The following is a 21,026-nucleotide window of genomic DNA, read 5'->3' as shown; positions in this document are numbered from 1 at the left end:
ACGGCACTCGATACGGGGATGGAGACAGCTAGTGTTGGCGCAACCCCGGGTGGTGTGTTCCGACTTCCGCTACATCCGATCGATCCGCCTGTATCCGGTCCTGCCGTTCAGGTGCGTTGCAGTACACCAGGAGGCACAGTGAACGAGCAGGAGGCTTTCCGTCCGGACGGAAACGATCCTGACGACGACCAGTCCGAGTTCGACCTGACCGGTGAGTTCAAGATCGATTTCGCCGCACCGGCCTGGTACGCGAGCAACGACACCAGTGGTGGCGGCGCGAGTGCCGGCGCCTCGTCGGCGGCTCCTCCTGCGTCTTCGCCCGCCACTCCGACCGCCGGGGCCCAGCCCCCCGTCGGACAGCCTCTGGGCCAGCCGCTCCCCGGGCCCGCGGAGGCCGCGCCGCCCGGTTTCCCGACGCTGCGCCCCCAGGAAACGGGCCATGACGCCCCGGTCGCCGCCACTCCTCCGGACGCGCCGGAGGCTCCCTCGGAGCCCGCACCGGCCGCGAACGAGGGTGCCGGCACCGGCAATCGGCGCGCGGGTACGGGCACCGACCCGTCGGCCTCGCTCTGGGACGACGACGAGGACACCGAGCCGGAGGCGACGCACGCGTCCGAGCCCGAGGTCACGTCCACCGGCGCGGCGCCGCAGACGGAGACCCCGGCCGTGCCCGCCCCCGTCGAGGAGAGTGCCCCGGCCCCTGAAGCGGCGGTGCCCGCACCGCCCGCCCCCGAGGCGGCCATGCCCGAGGCGCAGCCCGCACCGGCCCAGCAGCCGCACCAGGGCGTGCCCCAGCAGGGCATGCCCGTACAGGGTGTGCCGCAGCAGGGCCTTCCGCAGCAGGCGGCTCCGCACCAGGCGATGCCCCCGCAGGCGGCTCCGCACCAGGCCCCCCAGCAGGGTGTTCCGCAGCAAGGAGGGCCGCAGCAGGGCGCTCCCTGGGGTGCCGCGGCGGACGGTCAGCAGCAGGGTGTGCCCGGACAGGGCGGGCTGCCGCCGCTGCCGGCCGAGTACCAGCCCGCGGACCCGCGGACGGCACAGGCCCAGGCCCAGGCCGCTCAGCAACAGCCGCAGCAGGCCCAGCAGCACGCACCGGCCCAGCAGCAACCGCAGGCGCAGCCGCAGCCGCACGCCCAGCAGGCGGGGCAGCCGCAGGCCCAGCAGCCGCAGGCCGGGTACCCCCAGGGGCAGCACGCCCAGCAGGCCGGCTACCCGCAACAGCAGCAGGGCGCGCCCGCGCAGCAGCAACAGCCCGCGTACGGCTATCCGCAGCCCGCGTACGGCTACCCCCAGCAGGCCCAGCAGCAGCACGCGGCCGCGCAGCAGTCGGCTTACGGCTATCCGCAGACCGGTGCGCAGGGCTACCCGCAGCAGGGCCAGGCGCAGGCCGGTTACGCCCAGCAGCACGCCGCCCAGCAAGCAGCACAGGCGCAGGCCGCTCAGGCACAGGCGGCGCAGGCCCAACAAGCCCAGCAGGCACAACAGGCGCAGCAGGCCCAGGCAGCGCAGGCACAACAGGCCCAGCAAGCACAACAGGCCCAGGCCCAACAAGCCCAGGCCCAGCCCCAGCAGGCGCAGTACCAGCCGCTGCCCGGTCAGCAGGCCGGCGACCCGAACGCCGCGGCCAACTACGCGTCGTACTCACAGCCGGGCCAGCAGCAGCCGCAGCAGCGGGCCGCCCCCGGCGCACCGCTCGGCTACAGCGCCGCTGTCGAGCTGACCTCCGACCGGCTGCTGCGCAACCAGCCCAAGAAGCGCAAGCCGGGCGCCAATGCCCAGCCGTCCAAGTTCAAGCTGGGCGCGAAGAAGGAAGAGGCGGAGCGGCAGCGCAAGCTGGAGCTGATCCGTACGCCGGTGATGTCCTGTTACCGGATCGCGGTGATCAGCCTCAAGGGCGGCGTCGGCAAGACCACGACCACCACGGCCCTCGGCTCCACCCTCGCCTCCGAGCGGCAGGACAAGATCCTGGCGATCGACGCCAACCCGGACGCCGGCACGCTCGGCCGACGGGTGCGCCGGGAGACCGGTGCGACCATCCGTGACCTGGTGCAGGCGATCCCGCATCTGCACAGCTACATGGACATCCGCCGGTTCACCTCACAGGCCCCCTCGGGCCTGGAGATCCTCGCCAACGACGTCGACCCGGCCGTCTCGACGACCTTCAACGACGACGACTACCGGCGGGCGATCGATGTCCTCGGCAAGCAGTACCCGGTCATCCTCACCGACTCGGGAACCGGTCTCCTCTACAGCGCGATGCGCGGAGTCCTCGATCTCGCCGACCAGTTGATCATCATCTCCACCCCGTCCGTGGACGGTGCCAGCAGCGCGAGCACCACTCTGGACTGGCTGTCCGCGCACGGCTACGCCGACCTGGTGCAGCGCGGTATCACGGTCATCTCGGGTGTCCGCGAGACCGGCAAGATGATCAAGATCGATGACATCGTGTCGCACTTCGAGACCCGTTGCCGCGGCGTCGTGGTCGTCCCCTTCGACGAGCATCTCGCCGCCGGTGCCGAGGTCGACCTCGACATGATGCGGCCCAAGACCCGCGAGGCGTACTTCAACCTCTCCGCCCTGGTGGCCGAGGACTTCGCGCGGGCGCAGCAGGCACAGGGCATGTACCCCCAGCAGCAGATGGGCGGGGATCCGTACGCCCAGCAGCAGATGGGCGGCGACCCGTACGCACAGCAGCAACAGCAGTACGCCCAGCAGGGCCAGCCGCAGCAGCCGCAACAGGGCCAGCCGCCGGCCGGCTACCCGCCGCAGCAGGGTGGCTGGACCCAGCAGCCGCAGCAGGGCCAGCCGCCGGCCCACTGGCAGCAGCAACAGCCCGCTCCGGACGCACCGCAGCCGGACGGGCCCGGCCTGGCGCCCGGGTGGCAGCAGCAGCCGCCTCCGCAGTAAGGCGGGCGTAGCGCAATACGGGGCGGGGCCCGGTACCTGAGAGGTACCGGGCCCCGCCCCGTATCACGTCATCCCCCGGACGAGTGAACTCCTCCCGGCCTAACTCCGGGCGGAATCAGTCGAGTTGGGGAGGGTGGTGCTTCCAGGGCGCCGGGAGACTACCGGCCACCCCGCCGCGGACGAGCCCCCGGACGAGCTGCCGCGACAGGTCAGCCGCGGAGGAACGCCAGGACCGAAGCGGTCTGCCCGAGGATCGCGTGGCCGGCCTCGGGCAGGAGGTGCACGTTCGCGTGCGGGACACCGTGCCGGATGCGCCGGGCGGTGCCTTCGGAGTCGAAGAGGACATCGCGGCCACCGACGGTCACCTGCACGGGCATCGTCAGACGGCCCAACGCGCCGTCGGAGAAGACGGGCAGCCGCTCCGTACGCGGCTTGAAGTGCGTGAAGATCAGCGCCACTTGGTCGAGGACGTGCCGCTGCTCAGGCAGCTCCAGACCCGCCACGATTCCTGCCGACCGGCGTATCCCACGGCGCCCGAAGAGGCGCAGCGGCAGAGCCTTGACCAGCCAGCCCACCTTCTGCCTCCCCAGGCCGCCGGGGCACAGCAGGGCCAGGCGCGTCACCCGCTCGGGCCGGCGGGTGGCGTAGTCCAGCGCCGTCCAGCCGCCGAGGGAGGCCGCGACCATCGAGGCGCTCGTGATCCCCAGCCCCTCCAGCACATCGTCCAGCCACAGCGCACAGGCGTCGGAGGCCAACGGCGGGCGGGACGGCGCGCTCAGGCCCGGCTCGCCGACGAGGTCGACGGCGTAGGTGCGGAAGTGCCGCGCCCAGGAGGTGATGTCGTCCTGCCACATCGTGGCGTTCGCTCCCGAGCCGTGCAGCAGCAGCACGGGCGGCGCGTCCCGGGGGCCGGAGGCCAGGACGAAGGTCTCGCCCTCGCGGGTCGGCACCCGCAGCTCCTCGGCCGGTACCGGCCAGGTGCGCAGCGCGTCCCGGTAGCGCCGCAGGATCTCCCCCGCACCGGCCTCGGACCGGTAGATCGTGGTCATGACGAAAGTCCCCCTCCATGGAGCCGAACAGCCGGGCGGTGCCGGACGGGCCGCCCAGGACGATGGCCGCCCTCCGGGACCGCTCCTCGTCGCATGGGCACGGGACGGCCGGGGAAGCAGGGAGTCGAGAGACCGCGCCCCTCACCCCGCCGCCGCGATCAGCCCCCGTGCCAGCTTCACGTCGATCGCCATCCGCTCCAGCAGGGCGTCGAGGGTGTCGAACTTTTCCTGGCCGCGGATGTAGGCGAGGAAGTCCACGCCGACGTGCAGGCCGTACAGGTCCAGGCCGACGCGGTCGATGGCGTAGGCCTCGACGGTGCGGGTCTTGCCGTCGAACTGCGGGTTGGTGCCGACCGAGATGGCCGCCGGCATCGCCTCGCCCTCCACCTGGAGCAGGCCCGCGTAGACACCGTCGGCCGGGATCGCGGTGTGCGGCAGGGTCTCCACATTGGCCGTGGGGAAGCCCAGTTCGCGGCCGCGCTGGGCACCGCGTACGACGACGCCCTCGACGCGGTGCGGCCGTCCGAGGACCTCCATCGCACCGGCCACCTCGCCCTCGGCCACCAGCCGGCGGGTGAGCGTGGAGGAGAACGGCTCGCCGCCGCCCGCCGCACCGCGCTCGTAGAGGTCGATGACCTCGACGGTGTAGTCGTAGGTGATCCCGAGCTCGGCCAGGGTCTCGACGTTGCCGGTCGCCTTGTGCCCGAAGCGGAAGTTGGGGCCCTCGACGACGACCTGGGCGTGCAGCTTGTCGACCAGCACCTTGACCACGAAGTCGGCCGGGGACAGCTTCGAGAACTCCTTGGTGAACGGGAGGATCAGCACCGCGTCCACCCCCAGCCCGGCCATCAGCTCCGCGCGCCGGTGGTGCGGCGCCAGCAGCGGCGGATGGGTACCGGGCCGTACGACTTCGCTCGGGTGCGGGTCGAAGGTGACGACCACGGCGGGAATCCCCAGCTCACGGGCGCGCGCGACGGCCTTGCCAATGATCAGTTGGTGGCCGCGGTGCACTCCGTCGTACGAGCCGATGGTGACGACGCTGCGCCCCCAGCCCTCGGGGATGTCCTCCAAGCCACGCCAGCGCTGCACTGTGCCCGCTCCTCGCCCGAACCCTTGTCCGTCCATTGCGCCACGTCGGCATGGCGCAGGTCTAAGACTGCCATGCCGCGGGTGGTGCTCCACGCGAAGGGTGGCTCAGCGCAGCCGTCCACCGCCGGGAGCGCGGGCCCGAGGCGGGGCCTCCACACGGTCCGGAGCACATGTCCGGCCCGCTTCACCCGCCCGTCAGCTGTGGCATCCGGCGAGCGTGGCCCGCGCCCCGGGGCCCACTACCGCCGCCCACTCCCCCGGCTCGTCCGCCACCCAGTCCTGCACCCGCCGGGCGAAACCGGGCACCCGCCGCCCCAGCTCCACCAGCCGCCTGTCGAAGCGGGCCGCCCCCTCCGGCGTACGGACCAGCAGCGTCCCGGTGCGGTGCACCAGCTCCCGGGTGCGCTCGGCCGGCCGCCGCTCCGCTCCCTCGGCGGCCGTCTGTAGCAGCGCCTCCAGCACCCGGGTATCCGGGCCGGTCTCCTCGTACCCCCCGTGCGGCGCCGCGTACGAGGCCTCCTGCGTCAGCAGCACCTCCAGCAGCTCGCGGCGCAATGGTGCCGAGTCGCCGGAGCCGGCCTCGGCCACCACCGCCGCGAGCGCGCACCGGACCGGTACCGGGTATCCGGTCAGCAGCTCGGCGGCGAGCGGGCGGAGCGCCGCGCGGGCGGCGGGTCCGCGCTCCAGGCGGCACTCGACGAACTCCGCGACCGGCTGCGCGGCCCGGTCCGGGCAGTGCCGGGCACAGTCGCGTACCAGGCCGTCGATGCGGCCGGCGAGCACCGGGTCCTCGGTGCGGGCGAGCATCCGCAGCAGCCCGGCGGCCACCGGCGGACCGGCGCCGCCGACCAGCCGGGCCCGGAAGGCGTCCAGCACCGGCCCGGGGTGGTCGGTGAGGGCGGCCCGGAACGCCGTGGGCGGCAGCTGCGGATCCCCCGCCACGAAGCGGGCCAGCGCCCGGTCCAGGAAACGGTCCCGGGTGGCCGGGTCGCCGACGAGCAGGGCGAGCGCGGAGCCGTGGTGGGCACTGTCCGCGGTGCGGGCGAGCAGGCAGAGGGCGGCGTAGCGCAGCAGCGCGCGGTCGGCCGCGGCGGTGACGTACGGGGCGGCCCGCAGACCGTAGGACGCGGCGGCGGCCCGGCGCTCGGGGCGGGCGTCGTGGGCCCAGCGGTCCACGGCCCGGCACACCGCCGCCGGCTCGTCCTCGGCGAGCGCGTCCATCAGCTCGTCGCCCTTGGGGTGCGCGGCCTGCACCAGCGCGTCCGTGAGCGCGTCGAGCGCCGGCCGGCGGTGGGTGTGCAGCAGGGCCTGCGCGGCGGAGGCCACGGTGATCTGAGGGGGCAGCGCGCGGCGGGCCGAGTGGTCGCCCTCCTCGCCCCCGAGGCGCTGAAGCGGCCGGGCGTCGTCGAACCAGGCGCACAGCAGCGGCTGGATCCGCTCCGGGTCCGCGCACAGCAGCTCGGCCGCGGCGTCGAGAAAGCGCGACGAGCGCGGCGCACCGGCCTCGGCCGCGCCGACAGCACTCTCGGGCGACCCGTCGCCGGTGCCCGTCCCGGAGGCGGGGCGGGGGGCTCCGGTCGGGTGCGTCCGGCCGGGCGGGGTCTCGCCGTCCCATCGGCCGGCGGACGTGTCGTCGGCGGGGTGCACGCGTACCCGCGGGGGCGGGGCGAAGGCGCGGCCGGGGGGCGGCACGTCGTCAGACGGCAGGCCGGGGGCCGGCCCGTCGACGGACGGCAGCAGATCGCCTGACGTCCGGCCGGGCGACGGCGAGTCGGACGAAGACCTGCCGGACGAGGCCAGGCCGGACGCCCACGACCCGGTCGACGCGACGGAAGCGGACGCGGCGACGGACGTGGCGACAGAAGCAGCACCAGCCGCCGCGTCGGACACGGACGCCGACAACCGCCCCCGCGGCCGCGGCGGCCCGACCGGCGCACGATCCGCCTCGTCCCCCGGGCCACCCCGCTCCGCCCCGCCTCGCTCTCCCCCACCCGACACCCGCCCCGCCCCGGCCGGCGGCCCGTCCGCCGGCAGAAGACGGCGCAGCAGGTCCATCCGGTCCTCGTCCGCCAGCGCCAGCCGCTCCCAGAACCATGGGCCGAAGGTCTCCAGCCCGGTGTGCGCGAAACCGCCCGTCCGGAGGGACCGTTCGGTGATCCGGTCGGCGAGCAGCCGCAGCACGCCCGTGTACGGCCTCGCATCGGGGACCCGGAGCAGCACCCCGGACAGCACCCGCGCGGCCCACCAGCGGCCGTCCACGGCGTGCGGGGGCGGTGTTCCGGCGGCGGGGGCGGTGGCCATCGGCACCAACTCCGCCAGCCGGAACGTCAGTTGTACCGAGCCCTCGCGCCCGGCGAGCCGCAGCAGCGCCTGGACGACCGGCCCCACGCGGTGTCCGGGGACGGGCAGCAGATCGAGATCGACATGGGCCCCCTGGAGCCACTCCCCGAACTCCTCGTGCACGAAGCGGTATCCGCTGCCTGCCGGGACCAGCAGGCCCTCGGTGAGCACCGCGGAGGCCCAGCCGGCCGCCCGGGGGAAGACCTCCTCGAAGGACGTACGGTCCAGCGCTCCGGGGCCGGGGCCGAGGCAGCGGCGGGCCGCCTCGTGCACCTGGCCGGCGACCTGGGCCGCCAGCCGGCGGACGGCGGTGCCGCGCAGTGCGGGCCGGTGCGCGGCCGCGATCCGTACGGCGATGCGCAGGCACACCAGGTCCAGGTAGGCGTCGAAGATCTGGTGGCGGTCCGGCGAGCCGATGCCGCCGTCCCGCCCGGCCTCGTCCCCCTTGGGGAGCGCCGCCCGGACCTCCGCGAGCAGCCGCAGGGCCAGCGGATGGCGGGCGTCCGGGGCGGCGGGTGCGCCGGACGGCAGGCCGTAGCGGGCGCGGGCGCGCTCCGCGGCCTCCTGGGGGAGGTCGCCGAGCTCCACACAGGCGGGCAGCGCGGGCACCGGGCGGTGCGGCCGGTGCAGCAGGCCGGGCGGGAAGAGCGCACCGGCCCGCTCCCAGTACTCGGGGCGGCAGGCGATCACCAGCCGCACCCCGGCCGTCCCCAGCCAGTCGGCCGTCGCCCCGGTCCACTCGGCCAGCCGCCGCAGCAGGCCCGTCGGCATCTCCTCCGGCCCGTCGAGCAGTACGAGCAACGGACTTCCGGCCGCGGCCGCCGCGTGGGCCACGCCCTGCGCCGTGGTGTCCGCCGGGTCACCGGCCGTACGGTCCGCACCGGCGACGGTCCGGCCCGCGGAGCGCAGCGCGCGCTCGACCGCGCTGCGGACGCCGTCGTCGCCGGGCCGCAGCGCCGCACCGCGCAGCCAGACGGTCGGGGCGGGCGCGGGGCCCTGCGCGCGGCGGGCGGCCAGTCCGGCGAGCTCGGTGCTCCGCCCGGTCCCGGGCTCCCCCACCAGGCCCAGCACCCGTGCGCCCGCCGCCCCGCCGTCCGCCTCGAAACGGGTGAACTCCGCTGCCACGTCGGGCCGTTCGACCGGTTCGCGCCACAGTCGTGGCCGCGTGGCGGAGCCCAGCGCCACTTCGGCGAGATGCCGCGCACCGGCCGGATTCAGCTCGCTGCCGTAGGCCGGGACCGTCCGCGCGTTGCGCTCCAGCAGCGCGGCGAGCGGGCCCCGTGGCGCGGCCTCGGCGGCCGCGCGCAGCGGAATGGCGAAGCCGCCCGCCCGGCGCCCGGGGGCCTGCCCCTTCCGGAAACCGCCGGGTGCCTGGGGGTGCAGCGCGGTGCCGAGGACCGCGAGGACCACGCCCGTACGGGCGTCCAGCACCGGCCCGCCGATCGCGGGACCGCCCAGCCGCAGCGCCTCCCGGCCGCCCGCGCAGAGGCCGAGTTCCAGCGTTTCGTCGAGCAGATGGACGCGCGCGGCGGCGGTGTACATCACCCCGGAGCCGGGCCCGACGACCGTGCCGTCCAGCCAGCCGCCCGCCCAGAGACGGGCGCGGGTGTCCGGGGCCGGCCGGCGCATGGCGAGGGGCAGCGGCGCGAGCCGGTGCGGCCCGAAGCTGTCGGTCCGTACGAGGGCGAGCCCGGCCTCCGGAAGGGGCGTGATCGCCTCGCCCGCCACCAGGCAGGTCCATCCGCCGCCCCCGGCCGCACCCCCGCCCGCGCCGTCCGCCATGGGTTGCAGCACCAGCTGTGCCGCACCCTCCACCGCTTCGTGGCTGGTGACCACGGTGCCGTCGTGGTCCGCGAGGAAGCCCGTGCCCCGCGTCCGACCTGCCAGATCGCGGATCCGCACCAGTGCCGCGTCCGCATCGGCATCCAGCAACGCCATCGTCGGTCCTCTCGCCCTGTCCCGTTCTCCGCACGGTAAGCAGGCGGTGATCGCCGCGGGAGAGCAGCCGGCCAACGCGCCCCCGTCCACTCCTTGATTCACTTCGAGCGCCTCACCGAATGAGTGAATGGCCGGAACCTGTCGGAGCGGAGGGGGTGGGCGGCGGGTGGCGCACGGCCGGCGCCGGTGCGGGCGGCCCCGCGCCGCCGCCGGGTGGCGGCCGGTGCCCCCTATCCGGACACGCGGAAGGCCGGGTCCGGAGCGTGTCTCCACGCCCGGACCCGGCCCCGGTACCAGGCCCTGAGCCCGCCCCTAGAGGGCGAACACCGCCAGGCTCTTGGCCTTCCCGCCCTGGTTCTCCACCAGTGCCAGGAACGTGCCGTCCGGCCCGAAAGCCGCGACCGGCCCGTCGCCCTCGAAGCGCGGCATCGGGATCCGCGCGCCGTTGAGCAGCAGCCGTACCTGCGGTTCGGCGACATCCCAGCGGGTGAACGCCGCGGCGGCCGCGTCGCCGAGCGGCATGACCGGCAGGCCCTCGCCCTCGGCGTCGTCCACCGCCGCCTGGAGCTGGTCGAGCGTGCGCGCCCGGTCCAGCTTGTACGGGCCGACGCGGGTGCGGCGCAGCGCGGTCAGATGGCCGCCGACGCCGAGCCCGGCCCCCAGATCGCGGGCCAGCGCGCGGATGTACGTACCGGACGAGCACTCGACGGAGACCAGCAGGTCGGTCACCGGGGTGCCGTCCTCGGCCTCGGCCTCGTGCGCGGAGTGCACCACGAACGAGGAGACGGTCACCGGGCGGGCCGGGATCTCCACGTCCTCGCCGTCGCGGACCCGCGAGTACGAGCGCTTGCCGTTGATCTTGATGGCGCTGACCTTGGACGGCACCTGCATGATCGCGCCGGACAGCTCGGCGACGCCCGCGTCGATGTCCTCGCGGGCGAGGCCGTGCGCCGGCTTCGACTCGGTGATCTCGCCCTCGGCGTCATCGGTGACGGTCGTCTGGCCGAGCCGGATCGTGCCGACGTACTCCTTCTCCGTCAGCGCGAGATGGCCCAGCAGCTTGGTGGCCCGCTCCAGGCCCAGGACGAGGACGCCGGTGGCCATCGGGTCGAGCGTGCCGGCGTGCCCGACCCTGCGGGTACGCGCCATACCGCGCATCTTCGCCACCACGTCGTGCGAAGTGAAGCCGGACGGCTTGTCGACGATGACAAGACCGCCCGGCTGGTTGCTCTCACGCTTCATTCTGCCGCGGTGCCCTCGTCGTCCTCGTCCTCGCCCGGCTTGCGGTACGGATCGGCCTCACCGGCGTACTGCGCGCCCGAGGAGACCTCGCGCACCTGGGCGTCCGAGGCCCGTGCCTTGTCGAGCAGGTCCTCGATGGTCTTGGCGTTCTCCGGCAGGGCGTCCGCCACGAACGCCAGGGTCGGCGTGAACTTCGTACCGGCCGCCGCACCGACCGCGGAGCGCAGGATGCCCTTGGCGCTCTCCAGTCCGGCGGCGGCGCTGGCGCGGTCCTCGTCGTCCCCGTAGACCGTGTAGAAGACCGTAGCCTCCCGCAGGTCGCCGGTGACCCGGGTGTCCGTGATGGTCACATGCGTGCCGAGCCGCGGGTCCTTGATACCGCGCTGCAGCTTCTGGGCGACCACCTCCCGGATGAGGTCCGCCAGCTTCTTCGCCCGCGCATTGTCGGCCACTGGTCCGTCTCCTTCTTTCTTCCACAATTGTGCTTCCGCCGGCGACGGGACGCCTGGTCATCAGGTCAGTCGTCGTCGCCGTGCAGCCGTCGGCGTACCGACAGCAGCTCCACTTCGGGCCGTGCGGCGACCAGGCGCTCGCAGCGGTCCATGACTTCGGTGAGATGCCCCGTGTCCCCGGAGACCACCGCCAGGCCGATGGTGGCCCTGCGGTGCAGATCCTGGTCCCCGACCTCCGCGACGCTCACCGCGAATTTGCGGTGCAGCTCGGCGACGATCGGGCGGACGACGGAGCGCTTCTCCTTCAGCGACCGTACGTCGCCGAGAAGCAGGTCGAAGGACAGTGTCCCTACGTACATGCAAGACGGGTCGAGCCACCCGTGGGGCCTTGGGAATCCGTGTCTTTTCGAACCGTACACGGAACGGCCGGGGCCGATCGACGGAATTACCTTCCGCCGACCGGCCCCGGCCGGTCCTGCACGGTCAGCCGCGCGGCTTCTCGCGCATCTCGTACGTCGCGATGACGTCGTCGATCTTGATGTCGTTGAAGTTTCCGAGGTTGATACCGCCCTCGAAGCCTTCGCGGATCTCGGTGACGTCGTCCTTGAACCGGCGCAGACCCTGGATGTTGAGGTCCTCCGCGACCACCTTGCCGTCGCGGATGAGGCGCGCCTTGGTGTTGCGCTTGACCTCGCCGGAGCGGATGAGCACACCCGCGATGTTGCCGAGCTTGGACGAGCGGAAGATCTCACGGATCTCCGCGGTACCGAGCTCGACCTCCTCGTACTCCGGCTTCAGCATGCCCTTGAGGGCCGCCTCGATCTCCTCGATCGCCTGGTAGATGACCGAGTAGTACCGGACGTCGACGCCCTCGCGCTCGGCCATCTGCGTCGCACGGCCTTCGGCGCGCACGTTGAAGCCGATGACGATCGCGTCGGAGCCGGACGCCAGGTTGATGTCGGTCTCCGTGACCGCACCGACGCCGCGGTGCAGCACCCGGATGTCGACCTCTTCGCCGACGTCGAGCTGGAGCAGCGAGGACTCCAGGGCCTCGACGGAACCAGAAGCGTCACCCTTGATGATGAGGTTGAGCTGCTGGACCTCGCCGGCCTTGAGCACCTTGTCCAGGTCCTCGAGGGACACCCGGCGGGTGCGCTTGGCGAAGGCGGCGTTGCGCTCGCGCGCCGCGCGCTTCTCGGCGATCTGACGGGCCGTACGGTCCTCGTCGACGACCAGGAAGTTGTCGCCGGCGCCCGGGACGTTGGTCAGACCCAGGACCAGGACGGGGGTCGACGGACCCGCTTCCTCGACGTTGTTGCCCTTGTCGTCGAACATCGCACGGACTCGGCCGTACGCGTCGCCGACGACCATCGTCTCGCCGACGCGCAGCGTGCCGCGCTGGACCAGGACGGTCGCCACGGCGCCGCGGCCACGGTCGAGGTGGGCCTCGATCGCGATGCCCTGCGCGTCCTGCTCCGCGTTGGCGCGCAGGTCGAGCGAGGCGTCCGCGGTCAGGACCACGGCCTCGAGCAGCTGCTCGATGTTCAGACCCTCACGGGCGGAGATGTCGACGAACATCGTGTCGCCGCCGTACTCCTCGGCCACCAGACCGAACTCGGTGAGCTGGCCGCGCACCTTGGTCGGGTCGGCGCCCTCGACGTCGATCTTGTTGACCGCGACCACGATCGGCACATCGGCCGCCTTGGCGTGGTTCAGGGCCTCGATCGTCTGCGGCATGACACCGTCGTTGGCCGCCACCACGAGGATCGCGATGTCGGTCGACTTGGCACCACGGGCACGCATGGCGGTGAACGCCTCGTGACCCGGGGTGTCGATGAAGGTGATGCGACGCTCTTCGTCGTTGACCTCGGTCGCGACCTGGTAGGCACCGATGTGCTGGGTGATGCCGCCGGCCTCGCCCGCGATGACGTTCGTCTTGCGGATCGCGTCCAGCAGTCGCGTCTTACCGTGGTCGACGTGACCCATGACGGTCACCACCGGCGGACGCGCGACGAGCATGTCCTCGCCGCCCTCGTTCTCACCGAAGTCGATGTCGAAGGACTCGAGCAGCTCGCGGTCCTCCTCCTCCGGGCTGACGATCTCGACGACGTAGTTCATCTCGTCGGCGAGCAGCTGGAGGGTCTCGTCGGAGACCGACTGGGTCGCGGTGACCATCTCGCCCAGGTTCAGCATGACCTGGACCAGCGACGCCGGGTTGGCGTTGATCTTCTCGGCGAAGTCCGTCAGCGAGGCACCACGCGACAGGCGAACCGTCGCGCCGTTGCCGCGGGGCAGCATGATGCCGCCCACCGACGGGGCCTGCATGGCCTCGTACTCCTGACGCCTCTGCCGCTTCGACTTGCGGCCACGACGCGCCGGACCGCCGGGACGGCCGAACGCACCCTGCGTGCCACCACGGCCACCGGGACCGCCGGGACGGCCACCGAAGCCGGGACGACCGCCGAAGCCGCCGCCACCACCGGGACCGCCGCCACCGGGACGACCGGCGAAACCGCCGCCGCCACCCGGACGACCGCCGCCGCCACCACCGGGACGACCGGCGAAACCGCCGCCGCCACCGGGACGACCGCCGCCGCCGGGACGACCGGCACCGCCGGGACCGCGACCGCCGCCACCGCCGGGGCCCGGACGCGGGCCGGCAGCGGGACGCTGCGGCATCATGCCCGGGTTCGGGCGGTTACCGCCGCCGCCACCGGGACGCGGGGCGCCACCGGGGGCCGCACCCTGCGGACGGGGCATACCACCGGGGGTGGGACGCGCGCCGCCCTGACCGCCCTGGGGACGGGGACCGCCCTGGCCGCCACCCTGCGGGCGCGGACCGCCGGGACCACCCTGGCCGCCGGGACGCGGGGCGCCACCGGGACGGGGGGCCTGCGGGCGGGCCATGCCCGTGGAGCCACCGGACGTGAAGGGGTTGTTGCCCGGACGCGGACCGGACGGACGGCCGCCGGGACGCGGGCCCGGACGCTCGCCACCGGGACGCGGGGCGTTACCGCGGCCCTGGCCACCCTGGCCGCCCTGACCACCCTGGCCGGACGCCGGACGGGCCGGACGCGGGGCGGGGGCACCGGGACGGGGAGCCGACTGGCTGGCCGCCGGAGCAGCCGGAGCGGCCGGCGGAGCCTGGAACTCGGGCTGCGCGGGGGCGGCCGGAGCGGGCTTGGGTGCCGCGGGGCGCGCCGGGGTGGGGCGCGGACCCGGGGTGGGGCCGGCGGCGGGAGTGCTCTTGGGAGCCACCGGGGCCTCGGGTGCCTTCGGCGCCTCGGGGACCTTCGGTGCCTCGGGGGCTGCCGGAGCCGCGGGGCCCGGCTTGGGGGCGCCCGGCTTCGGGGCAGCAGGACGTTCCCCCGCTGCCTTGGCGGCAGGGGAGGTGCCCCCAGCCTGCGCCGGGGACGGCGCGGACGGCTTCGCGGGGGCCGACTTGCGCGGCGCCGCGGGCTTACCGGCGGCGCGGCCGTTGCCGCTGCCTGCCTGGAAAGCGTCGGTCAACTTGCGAACAACCGGCGCCTCGATCGTCGAGGACGCCGAACGGACGAATTCACCAAGTTCTTGGAGCTTGGCCATGACGACCTTGCTCTCAACGCCGAACTCCTTGGCGAGTTCGTATACCCGGACCTTAGCCACTTCGCTCCTTCTAGGTCCGGGTTTGTCCACCGGACCGTCGCTACTTCATGGGCGTACTCATCGCGTACTCATCGAGTGCTCATCGCAATCTCGACCTACTTCCGACTCGCGAGGTACCTGACCGCACGGTTTTCCGTGCGCTGTGCATTTCGTGCTGTGCGTTATTGCAGGGGCTGCTCGGCACGCTCGACGGACCGCCGCAAGGCCGTCGTGTCGAACGGTCCCCGGGCCCGGTAGGCCCGGTTGAACGCCCGGCGGCGAACCGCCAGGTCGAGGCAGACCAGTGTCGGGTGCACGTAAGCACCCCGGCCGGGCAGCGTACCGCGAGGATCGGGGACGCACTCACCCTCGATCTCCACGATGCGCAGCAAATCGCCCTTGGCCGCTCGCTCCCGGCATCCCAGACAGGTGCGCTCAGGGCATGCGCGGGCATGCGTCCGGCCAGACACTGCTTAAGTCTACCTCCCCGCGCCGCTCCGGCCCCGATGGGGTGAAGGCCGGACGGCTACTCAGAATTCCCGGACGGGCGCCGCGGCACCACCGATTTTCCGGGGCCCGCGGCGCGACCGGCCGCCTAGGACGGTCTCAGTCCTGCGGCGCGTGCTCGGTGTCCGGACGGATGTCGATCCGCCAGCCCGTGAGACGGGCGGCGAGCCGGGCATTCTGCCCTTCCTTACCGATGGCCAGTGACAGCTGGTAATCGGGCACCGTGACCCGGGCGGAGCGCGCCGCCAGGTCCACGACCTCGACCTTGCTGACCCGGGCCGGCGACAGCGCGTTCGCCACCAGCTCGGCCGGGTCGTCCGACCAGTCCACAATGTCGATCTTCTCGCCGTGCAGCTCGGCCATCACGGCGCGCACCCGGCCGCCCATGGGGCCGATGCAGGCGCCCTTGGCGTTCAGGCCGGAGCGGGTGGACCGTACGGCGATCTTGGTGCGGTGGCCGGCCTCGCGGGCGATGGCGGAGATCTCCACCGAGCCGTCCGCGATCTCCGGGACCTCCATGGCGAAGAGCTTCTTCACCAGATTGGGGTGGGTGCGCGACAGCGTCACCGACGGGCCGCGGACGCCCTTGCTCACCCGTACGACGTACGAGCGCAGCCGGGTGCCGTGCGCGTAGTCCTCACCGGGGACCTGCTCCTGCACCGGCAGCATGGCCTCCATCGGGCCGACGTCCACCAGCACGTTCTTGGGGTCCTTGCCCTGCTGGACGACACCGGTGATGACATCACCCTCGCGCCCGGCGAACTCGCCGAAGGTGATCTCCTCCTCGGCGTCCCGCAGCCGCTGGAGAATGACCTGCTTGGCGGTGGTCGCCGCGATCCTTCCGAAGCCGGAGGGGGTGTCGTCGAAGTCGCGGGGCTCCGCGCCCTCCTCCAGGTCCTCCGGATCCTCCTTCGCCCACACCGTCACATGACCGGTGTTGCGGTTCAGCTCCACCCGCGCCCGCCGCCGGCTGCCTTCGGTGCGGTGGTAGGCGATGAGGAGGGCCGACTCGATCGCCTCGACCAGCAGGTCGAACGAGATCTCCTTCTCCCGCACCAGACCCCGCAGGGCACTCATGTCGATATCCACGGCTACGCCTCCTCCTTGTTCTCGTCGATCTTCTCGTCGTGCTGCGCGTCACGCTTGTCGGACTTGCGGTTGAATTCCAGCTCGACGCGCGCCTTGGCGATCTCGTCGAAGGAGACCCGGCGGGCGGTCGGCTTGCGGCCCTTGACTCCCGGCACCTCGAGGTCCAGTCCGGAGTCGTCGACGGCGGTGATCCTTGCCACCAGCTCGCCGCCCTCGTGGAGTTGGGCCTTGATGAGGCGGCCGACGGCGCGGCGGTAGTGCCGCAGCTCGGTCAGCGGGCGGTCGGCGCCGGGTGAGGTCACCTCAAGGGTGTAGGGGGCGCCGCCCATCACATCGGAGTCGTCCAGGATCTGGGAGGCCTCGCGGCTCAGCGCGGCACACTCGTCCAGCTGGACGCCCTCGTCGGAATCGACCACGATCCTCAGCACCCGCCGCTTGCCTGCCGGTGTCACCTCGATCTCTTCCAGATCCAGGTCCCGCGCGGCGATGAGCGGTTCAAGCAGTCCGCGCAGCCTCTCGCTCTGGGTGGTGCTCATCCGGGTGACTCCTCGGCCGCGTGTGCTGTTGTGGGTAGGTCGCGTGTCGGGTCAAAGCCTATCGGTTCCGGCGGGGTACTGACGATTCGGTGGGTGGTCACGGATACTCTCGCCTGCGGTGATCACTACGGAAGACCCCGGGAAGTGCAACGTGCCGAATGCGGCGTACGCGCGTAGAAGGACCCTGCTGGCCGGCGCCGCCCTCGGGGGCGCGGCCCTGCTCACGGGCTGCTCCGAGGACTCCGGCCCCGACCGGGCCGAGCACTCCTCCGCCGCCGAACGGCTGCGCAAGCGCTCGGCCCGCGACAGCGCGACCCTGCTGGCGCGCTACGACGCGACGCTGGCCGCGCACCCGGCGCTGGAGTCGCGGCTGCGCCCGCTGCGCTCCGAAGTCGCCCGGCACGCCGAGGCGTTCGGCGACGAGCGGGCCGCGCCCTCGCCCGGGGGCGGCGCCTCCGACGGCCCCGCACAGGACGCCGGAGCCCCCGCGTCCGGACCCTCGCCGCACGGCGCCCGGCCGTCCGGCCCCCCGGTCCCCGAGGACGAGCGGGCCGCCCGCTCGGCGCTCGCCGACGCGGAGCGCCGGCTCGCCGACACCCGTACCAAGGCGCTGATCGCCGCGCCTCCGGAACTGGCCCGGCTGCTGGCCTCGGTCGCGGCGGCCGGTGCGGTGCACGCGTATCTGCTGGCGGAGCGGGCCGGATGACGGGCCGGGCGGAGCACCGGGCAGGAACCAGCGAAGGGGTGTGCGGATGACGGCCGGAACGGCTCGCGGCAGCAGGCGCGACAACGACGACAGCGGACATGACGAGCTGACGGCGGTGCAGGCGGCGCTGGCCGCCGAGCATGCCGCGGTGTACGGCTACGGCGTGGTGGGCGGGCGGATCGTCGGTGACCGGCGCACCGAGGCCCAGGCGGCGTACGACGGGCACCGTGCCCGCCGGGACGCGCTGCGCCGCGTGGTGCGCGATCTGGGCGGTACCCCGCAGGCCGCGGCCGCCGCCTACGAGCTGCCCTTCCCGGTGCCGGACGCGGCCGCCGCGGCCCGGCTGGCGGCGGAGCTGGAGGACCGGCTGGCCGCCGTGTACGCAGATCTCGTACGGGCCGGCGGCGCGGTCCGGCGGCGGGAGGCGGCGGCCGCGCTGCGCGAGGCGGCGGTGCGGTCGGTGCGCTGGCGCGGCGGCGGCGTAGCCTTCCCTGGGCTCGTGGAGCGGGCCGCGGAGGCCGCGCCGGCCGGCTCCGCGAGCGCCGCCGCGGGCGCGCTCTGAACGACCGGCCGCTCCGCGGTCTCCGCCACCGGGAAAGGGACAGCTCAAGCATGGCAACGGCACCCATCGAACCGCCGCAGCGGTTGGTGAGTTCGCTGAGCGGCGATCCGGAAAGTCCGGTGCGGCAGTGGCTCACGGCGCTGCCGACGCTGGTTCAGCAGCAGCTGGCGGCCTGGGAGCTGACGCTGGAGCGGGTGCAGGCGCCCGGTGGCCGCAGCAGTCTGCTCGCGCTCGTACGGCAGCAGGACGGGACGCCGGCGGCGCTGAAGTTCCCGGTCCCGGGGCGGGTGTCGGCGCACGAGGGCGCGGCGCTGGAGATATGGGACGGCTGGGGCGCGGTGCGGCTGCTGCGGTCCGACGACACGAGCGGTGCGCTGCTGCTGGAGCGGCTCCAGGGCGGGGTGTCGCTGCGTTCGCTGCCGGAGGCCAAGGCGCTGCTGGAGGCGGCCGGCACGGTACGGCGGCTGTGGGTGGAGCCCCCCGCGGGGCACCCGTTCGAGACGCTGGCCGGGCGGACCGAGCAGGACGTGGAAGGGCTGCGCACGGCCGGGGCGCTGACCCGGGCCGCCGGGCCGCTGGTGGAGCAGGCGCTGGAGCTGCGGCGCGCTCTGCCGGCCGGGTCCGACGAGGAGTTTCTGCTGCACGGTGCGTTCCGGCAGGGCAAGGTGCTGGCCGGGGCGCGGGCGCCCTGGCTGGCGGTCGGCCCGTCGCCCGTCGTCGGCGAGCGGGCGTATGACCTGACGGCGCTGGTGCTGGACCGGTTCGAGGATCTGCTGGCCGGGTCCGGCGCGGCCGCCGCGGCCCGCCGCCGGGTGGCCAAACTGGCCGACTCCCTGGAAGTGGACCGGGACCGGCTGCGCGACTGGACGCTGTACCGGGCGGTGGACACCGGCGTCCGGGAGGTGGCCGTGGGTGACCGTCAGCGCGGGGAACTGCTGCTGGAGTTCGCGGCCTGGCTGTAGGCCTCAACCGGTGGTCGGCGCGCGCCCACCGGACAGGCCCTGGTGCACAGGCGAACGGGCCGGCCGGGGCGCACCCCTGGCCGGGCCCGTTCGCCGTACGCCGGTTACGCGCTGAGGCGGGCGACGGCCTCCTCGACCGTCAGCTCCTCGCGCTCGCCGGTACGGCGGTCCTTGACCTCGACGACGCCCTCAGCCGCGCGCCGGCCGGCGACCACGATGGTCGGGACACCCAGCAGCTCGGCGTCGGTGAACTTCACACCCGGCGAGACACCGGCCCGGTCGTCGACGAGGACCCGCAGGCCCGCGGCGCCGAGCTGCTCGCCGACCTCCAGGGCGAGCTCGGTCTGCTTGGCCTTGCCGGCCGCCACGACATGCACATCGGCCGGGGCGATCTCGCGGGGCCAGCACAGGCCCTTCTCGTCGTGGGTCTGCTCGGCGAGGGCGGCCACCGCACGGGAGACACCGATGCCGTAGGAGCCCATGGTGACCCGGGCGGGCTTGCCGTTCTGGCCGAGCACATCGAGCTCGAAGGCGTCCGCGTACTTGCGGCCGAGCTGGAAGATGTGGCCGATCTCGATGGCGCGGTCGATCTTCAGGCCGGTGCCGCACTTCGGGCAGGGGTCGCCGGGCTCGACGACGACCATGTCGAGGTACTCGTCGACCTCGAAGTCCCGGCCGGCGACGACGTTCCTGGCGTGCTTGCCCTCCTTGTTGGCGCCGGTGACCCAGGCGGTACCGGAGGCGACGCGGGGGTCGGCGAGGTAGCGGAACGCCTTGCCGGCCAGGCCCTGCGGGCCGACGTAGCCGCGGACCAGGTCCGGGCGGTCGGTGAAGTCCTCGGCGGTGACCAGCTCGACGGTGGCCGGTGCCAGGTGCTCACCGAGCTTGCCGAGGTCGACCTCGCGGTTGCCGGGGACGCCGACCGCCACGATCTCGCCGTCGACCTTGATCAAGAGGTTCTTGAGGGTCGCGGCGGCCGGTACACCGAGGTACTCGGCGAGGGACTCGATGGTCGGGGTGTCGGGGGTGTCCAGCTCCTCGACGGGGCCGTGCGCGGAGCCGTCGGCCGGCTCGACCTTGACCGTGACGGCCTCGGTGTTGGCGGCGTAGTCGCAGGCCGGGCAGTCGACGAAGGTGTCCTCACCGGCCGCGGCGGGGGCCAGGAACTCCTCGGAGGCGGAGCCGCCCATCGCGCCGGAGACGGCGGAGACGATGCGGTAGTCCAGGCCGAGCCGCTCGAAGATCTTGGTGTAGGCCTCGCGGTGCAGGGCGTAGGACTGCTCCAGGCCCTCGTCGGTGGTGTCGAAGCTGTACGAGTCCTTCATCTGGAACTCGCGGCCGCGCAGCACACCGGAACGGGGGCGGGCCTCGTCGCGGTACTTGGTCTGGATCTGGTAGAGGATCACCGGCAGGTCCTTGTAGGACGTGCACTGGTCCTTGACCGTGAGGGTGAAGATCTCCTCGTGGGTGGGGCCGAGGAGGTAGTCCGCGCCCTTGCGGTCCTTCAGGCGGAAGAGCAGGTCGCCGTACTCCTCCCAGCGGCCGCTGGCCTCGTAGGGCTCCTTGGGCAGCAGGGCCGGCAGCAGGACCTCCTGGCCGCCGATGGCGTCCATCTCCTCGCGCACCACGCGGGAGACGTTCTCCAGGACCTTCTTGCCCAGCGGCAGCCACGTCCAGATGCCGGCGGAGGAGCGGCGGACGTAACCGGCGCGGACGAGCAGCTTGTGGCTGGCGGTCTCGGCGTCGGCCGGGTCGTCGCGCAGTGTCTTGATCATCAAGCGGGACATGCGCTGGACCTGTGCGGCGTGGGCCATGGGAGATTCTCCTGCGTAAGAAAGGTGACTCCCTGGAGGTTAGCTGTAGGGGTGTGGCGCTAGGAAATGCGTATCCGCTGCGCTTTGCCTGTCTCCCGCGATTTTGGCTTTCCCGCCGTGGTGGTTGTTCGCCGTTGCGCCTGCGGCGGGCGGGTCCGCTGCGCGGGGCTGTCGGGGTGCGGTGACGGGCCTCCGGGGCAGGGGTGTGG

At 73.5% G+C, this 21,026-nt stretch carries 15 protein-coding genes; 4 read left to right on the top strand and 11 right to left on the bottom strand.

From position 1 onward, the window contains the following. Positions 1–138 precede the first annotated feature (138 nt). Positions 139–2,907 (top strand): SCO5717 family growth-regulating ATPase, encoded by a 2,769-nt coding sequence (locus CP981_RS28240; protein WP_085927371.1) that lies wholly within the window; start codon positions 139–141, stop codon positions 2,905–2,907. A gap of 209 nt (positions 2,908–3,116) precedes the next feature. On the opposite strand, the gene CP981_RS28235 is transcribed toward CP981_RS28240, so the two are convergent. The 10 genes from CP981_RS28235 to rimP form a co-directional block, all read right to left on the bottom strand. After that, positions 3,117–3,956 (bottom strand): alpha/beta fold hydrolase, encoded by an 840-nt coding sequence (locus tag CP981_RS28235; RefSeq protein ID WP_085927370.1) that lies wholly within the window; start codon positions 3,954–3,956, stop codon positions 3,117–3,119. 141 nt (positions 3,957–4,097) lie between these two features. Then, positions 4,098–5,045 carry a bifunctional riboflavin kinase/FAD synthetase gene (locus CP981_RS28230; protein ID WP_085927369.1) on the bottom strand — a complete coding sequence of 316 codons (948 nt, stop codon included), beginning with the start codon at positions 5,043–5,045 and terminating at the stop codon, positions 4,098–4,100. Between the two features lie 195 nt (positions 5,046–5,240). After that, positions 5,241–9,323: a hypothetical protein gene (locus CP981_RS28225; protein ID WP_085927368.1), complete on the bottom strand. Its 4,083-nt coding sequence runs from the start codon at positions 9,321–9,323 to the stop codon at positions 5,241–5,243. 312 nt (positions 9,324–9,635) lie between these two features. After that, positions 9,636–10,565 carry a tRNA pseudouridine(55) synthase TruB gene (gene truB, locus CP981_RS28220; RefSeq protein WP_085927367.1) on the bottom strand — a complete coding sequence of 310 codons (930 nt, stop codon included), beginning with the start codon at positions 10,563–10,565 and terminating at the stop codon, positions 9,636–9,638. After that, a complete protein-coding gene (rbfA, locus tag CP981_RS28215) occupies positions 10,562–11,017 on the bottom strand; it encodes a 30S ribosome-binding factor RbfA (RefSeq protein ID WP_085927366.1) in 456 nt (151 codons plus the stop codon). Before rbfA ends, truB begins: the two co-directional genes overlap by 4 nt. Positions 11,018–11,082: 65 nt before the next feature. Continuing rightward, positions 11,083–11,376 carry a DUF503 domain-containing protein gene (locus CP981_RS28210; RefSeq protein WP_085927365.1) on the bottom strand — a complete coding sequence of 98 codons (294 nt, stop codon included), beginning with the start codon at positions 11,374–11,376 and terminating at the stop codon, positions 11,083–11,085. A 124-nt stretch (positions 11,377–11,500) separates the two neighbouring features. Continuing rightward, entirely contained in the window at positions 11,501–14,662 is a 3,162-nt protein-coding gene (infB, locus tag CP981_RS28205) for a translation initiation factor IF-2 (RefSeq protein ID WP_085927364.1), read from the bottom strand. 161 nt (positions 14,663–14,823) lie between these two features. Beyond that, positions 14,824–15,111: a YlxR family protein gene (locus CP981_RS28200; protein ID WP_042149520.1), complete on the bottom strand. Its 288-nt coding sequence runs from the start codon at positions 15,109–15,111 to the stop codon at positions 14,824–14,826. 136 nt (positions 15,112–15,247) lie between these two features. Further along, positions 15,248–16,237, bottom strand: coding sequence for a transcription termination factor NusA (gene nusA, locus CP981_RS28195; protein WP_085927363.1), 990 nt, complete (start codon positions 16,235–16,237; stop codon positions 15,248–15,250). A 2-nt stretch (positions 16,238–16,239) separates the two neighbouring features. Next, positions 16,240–16,773, bottom strand: coding sequence for a ribosome maturation factor RimP (rimP, locus tag CP981_RS28190; RefSeq protein ID WP_085927362.1), 534 nt, complete (start codon positions 16,771–16,773; stop codon positions 16,240–16,242). A 118-nt stretch (positions 16,774–16,891) separates the two neighbouring features. Here rimP and CP981_RS28185 point away from each other — a divergent pair, with 118 nt between their 5' ends. Genes CP981_RS28185 through CP981_RS28175 form a run of 3 tightly spaced genes read left to right on the top strand, consistent with a single transcriptional unit; the run spans position 16,892 to position 19,003 of the window. Then, entirely contained in the window at positions 16,892–17,479 is a 588-nt protein-coding gene (locus CP981_RS28185; RefSeq protein WP_244329812.1) for a hypothetical protein, read from the top strand. A 46-nt stretch (positions 17,480–17,525) separates the two neighbouring features. Then, on the top strand, positions 17,526–18,041 hold the full coding sequence (locus CP981_RS28180) for a ferritin-like domain-containing protein (protein WP_085927360.1): 516 nt from the start codon (positions 17,526–17,528) through the stop codon (positions 18,039–18,041). Positions 18,042–18,091: 50 nt separating this feature from the next. After that, complete coding sequence (locus tag CP981_RS28175; RefSeq protein WP_085927359.1) at positions 18,092–19,003, top strand: aminoglycoside phosphotransferase family protein; 912 nt, start codon at positions 18,092–18,094, stop codon at positions 19,001–19,003. A gap of 104 nt (positions 19,004–19,107) precedes the next feature. Here CP981_RS28175 and CP981_RS28170 read toward each other — a convergent pair whose 3' ends face one another. After that, a complete protein-coding gene (locus tag CP981_RS28170) occupies positions 19,108–20,817 on the bottom strand; it encodes a proline--tRNA ligase (protein ID WP_085927358.1) in 1,710 nt (569 codons plus the stop codon). Positions 20,818–21,026: the final 209 nt, after the last annotated feature.

The organism is Streptomyces platensis, assembly GCF_008704855.1.
Lineage (GTDB): Bacteria > Actinomycetota > Actinomycetes > Streptomycetales > Streptomycetaceae > Streptomyces > Streptomyces platensis.
The sequence above is the reverse complement of the archived record's forward strand: the minus strand, read 5'-3'. Positions and strand labels throughout refer to the sequence as shown.

What these genes read in the sequence shown, in the direction of transcription:
- CP981_RS28235 (WP_085927370.1), bottom strand. Translation starts at nt 3,956, where the DNA reads ATGACCACGATCTACCGGTCCGAGGCCGGTGCGGGGGAGATCCTGCGG.
- CP981_RS28225 (WP_085927368.1), bottom strand. Translation starts at nt 9,323, where the DNA reads ATGGCGTTGCTGGATGCCGATGCGGACGCGGCACTGGTGCGGATCCGC.
- truB (WP_085927367.1), bottom strand. Translation starts at nt 10,565, where the DNA reads ATGAAGCGTGAGAGCAACCAGCCGGGCGGTCTTGTCATCGTCGACAAG.
- CP981_RS28210 (WP_085927365.1), bottom strand. Translation starts at nt 11,376, where the DNA reads ATGTACGTAGGGACACTGTCCTTCGACCTGCTTCTCGGCGACGTACGG.
- rimP (WP_085927362.1), bottom strand. Translation starts at nt 16,773, where the DNA reads ATGAGCACCACCCAGAGCGAGAGGCTGCGCGGACTGCTTGAACCGCTC.
- CP981_RS28180 (WP_085927360.1), top strand. Translation starts at nt 17,526, where the DNA reads ATGACGGCCGGAACGGCTCGCGGCAGCAGGCGCGACAACGACGACAGC.
- CP981_RS28175 (WP_085927359.1), top strand. Translation starts at nt 18,092, where the DNA reads ATGGCAACGGCACCCATCGAACCGCCGCAGCGGTTGGTGAGTTCGCTG.
- CP981_RS28170 (WP_085927358.1), bottom strand. Translation starts at nt 20,817, where the DNA reads ATGGCCCACGCCGCACAGGTCCAGCGCATGTCCCGCTTGATGATCAAG.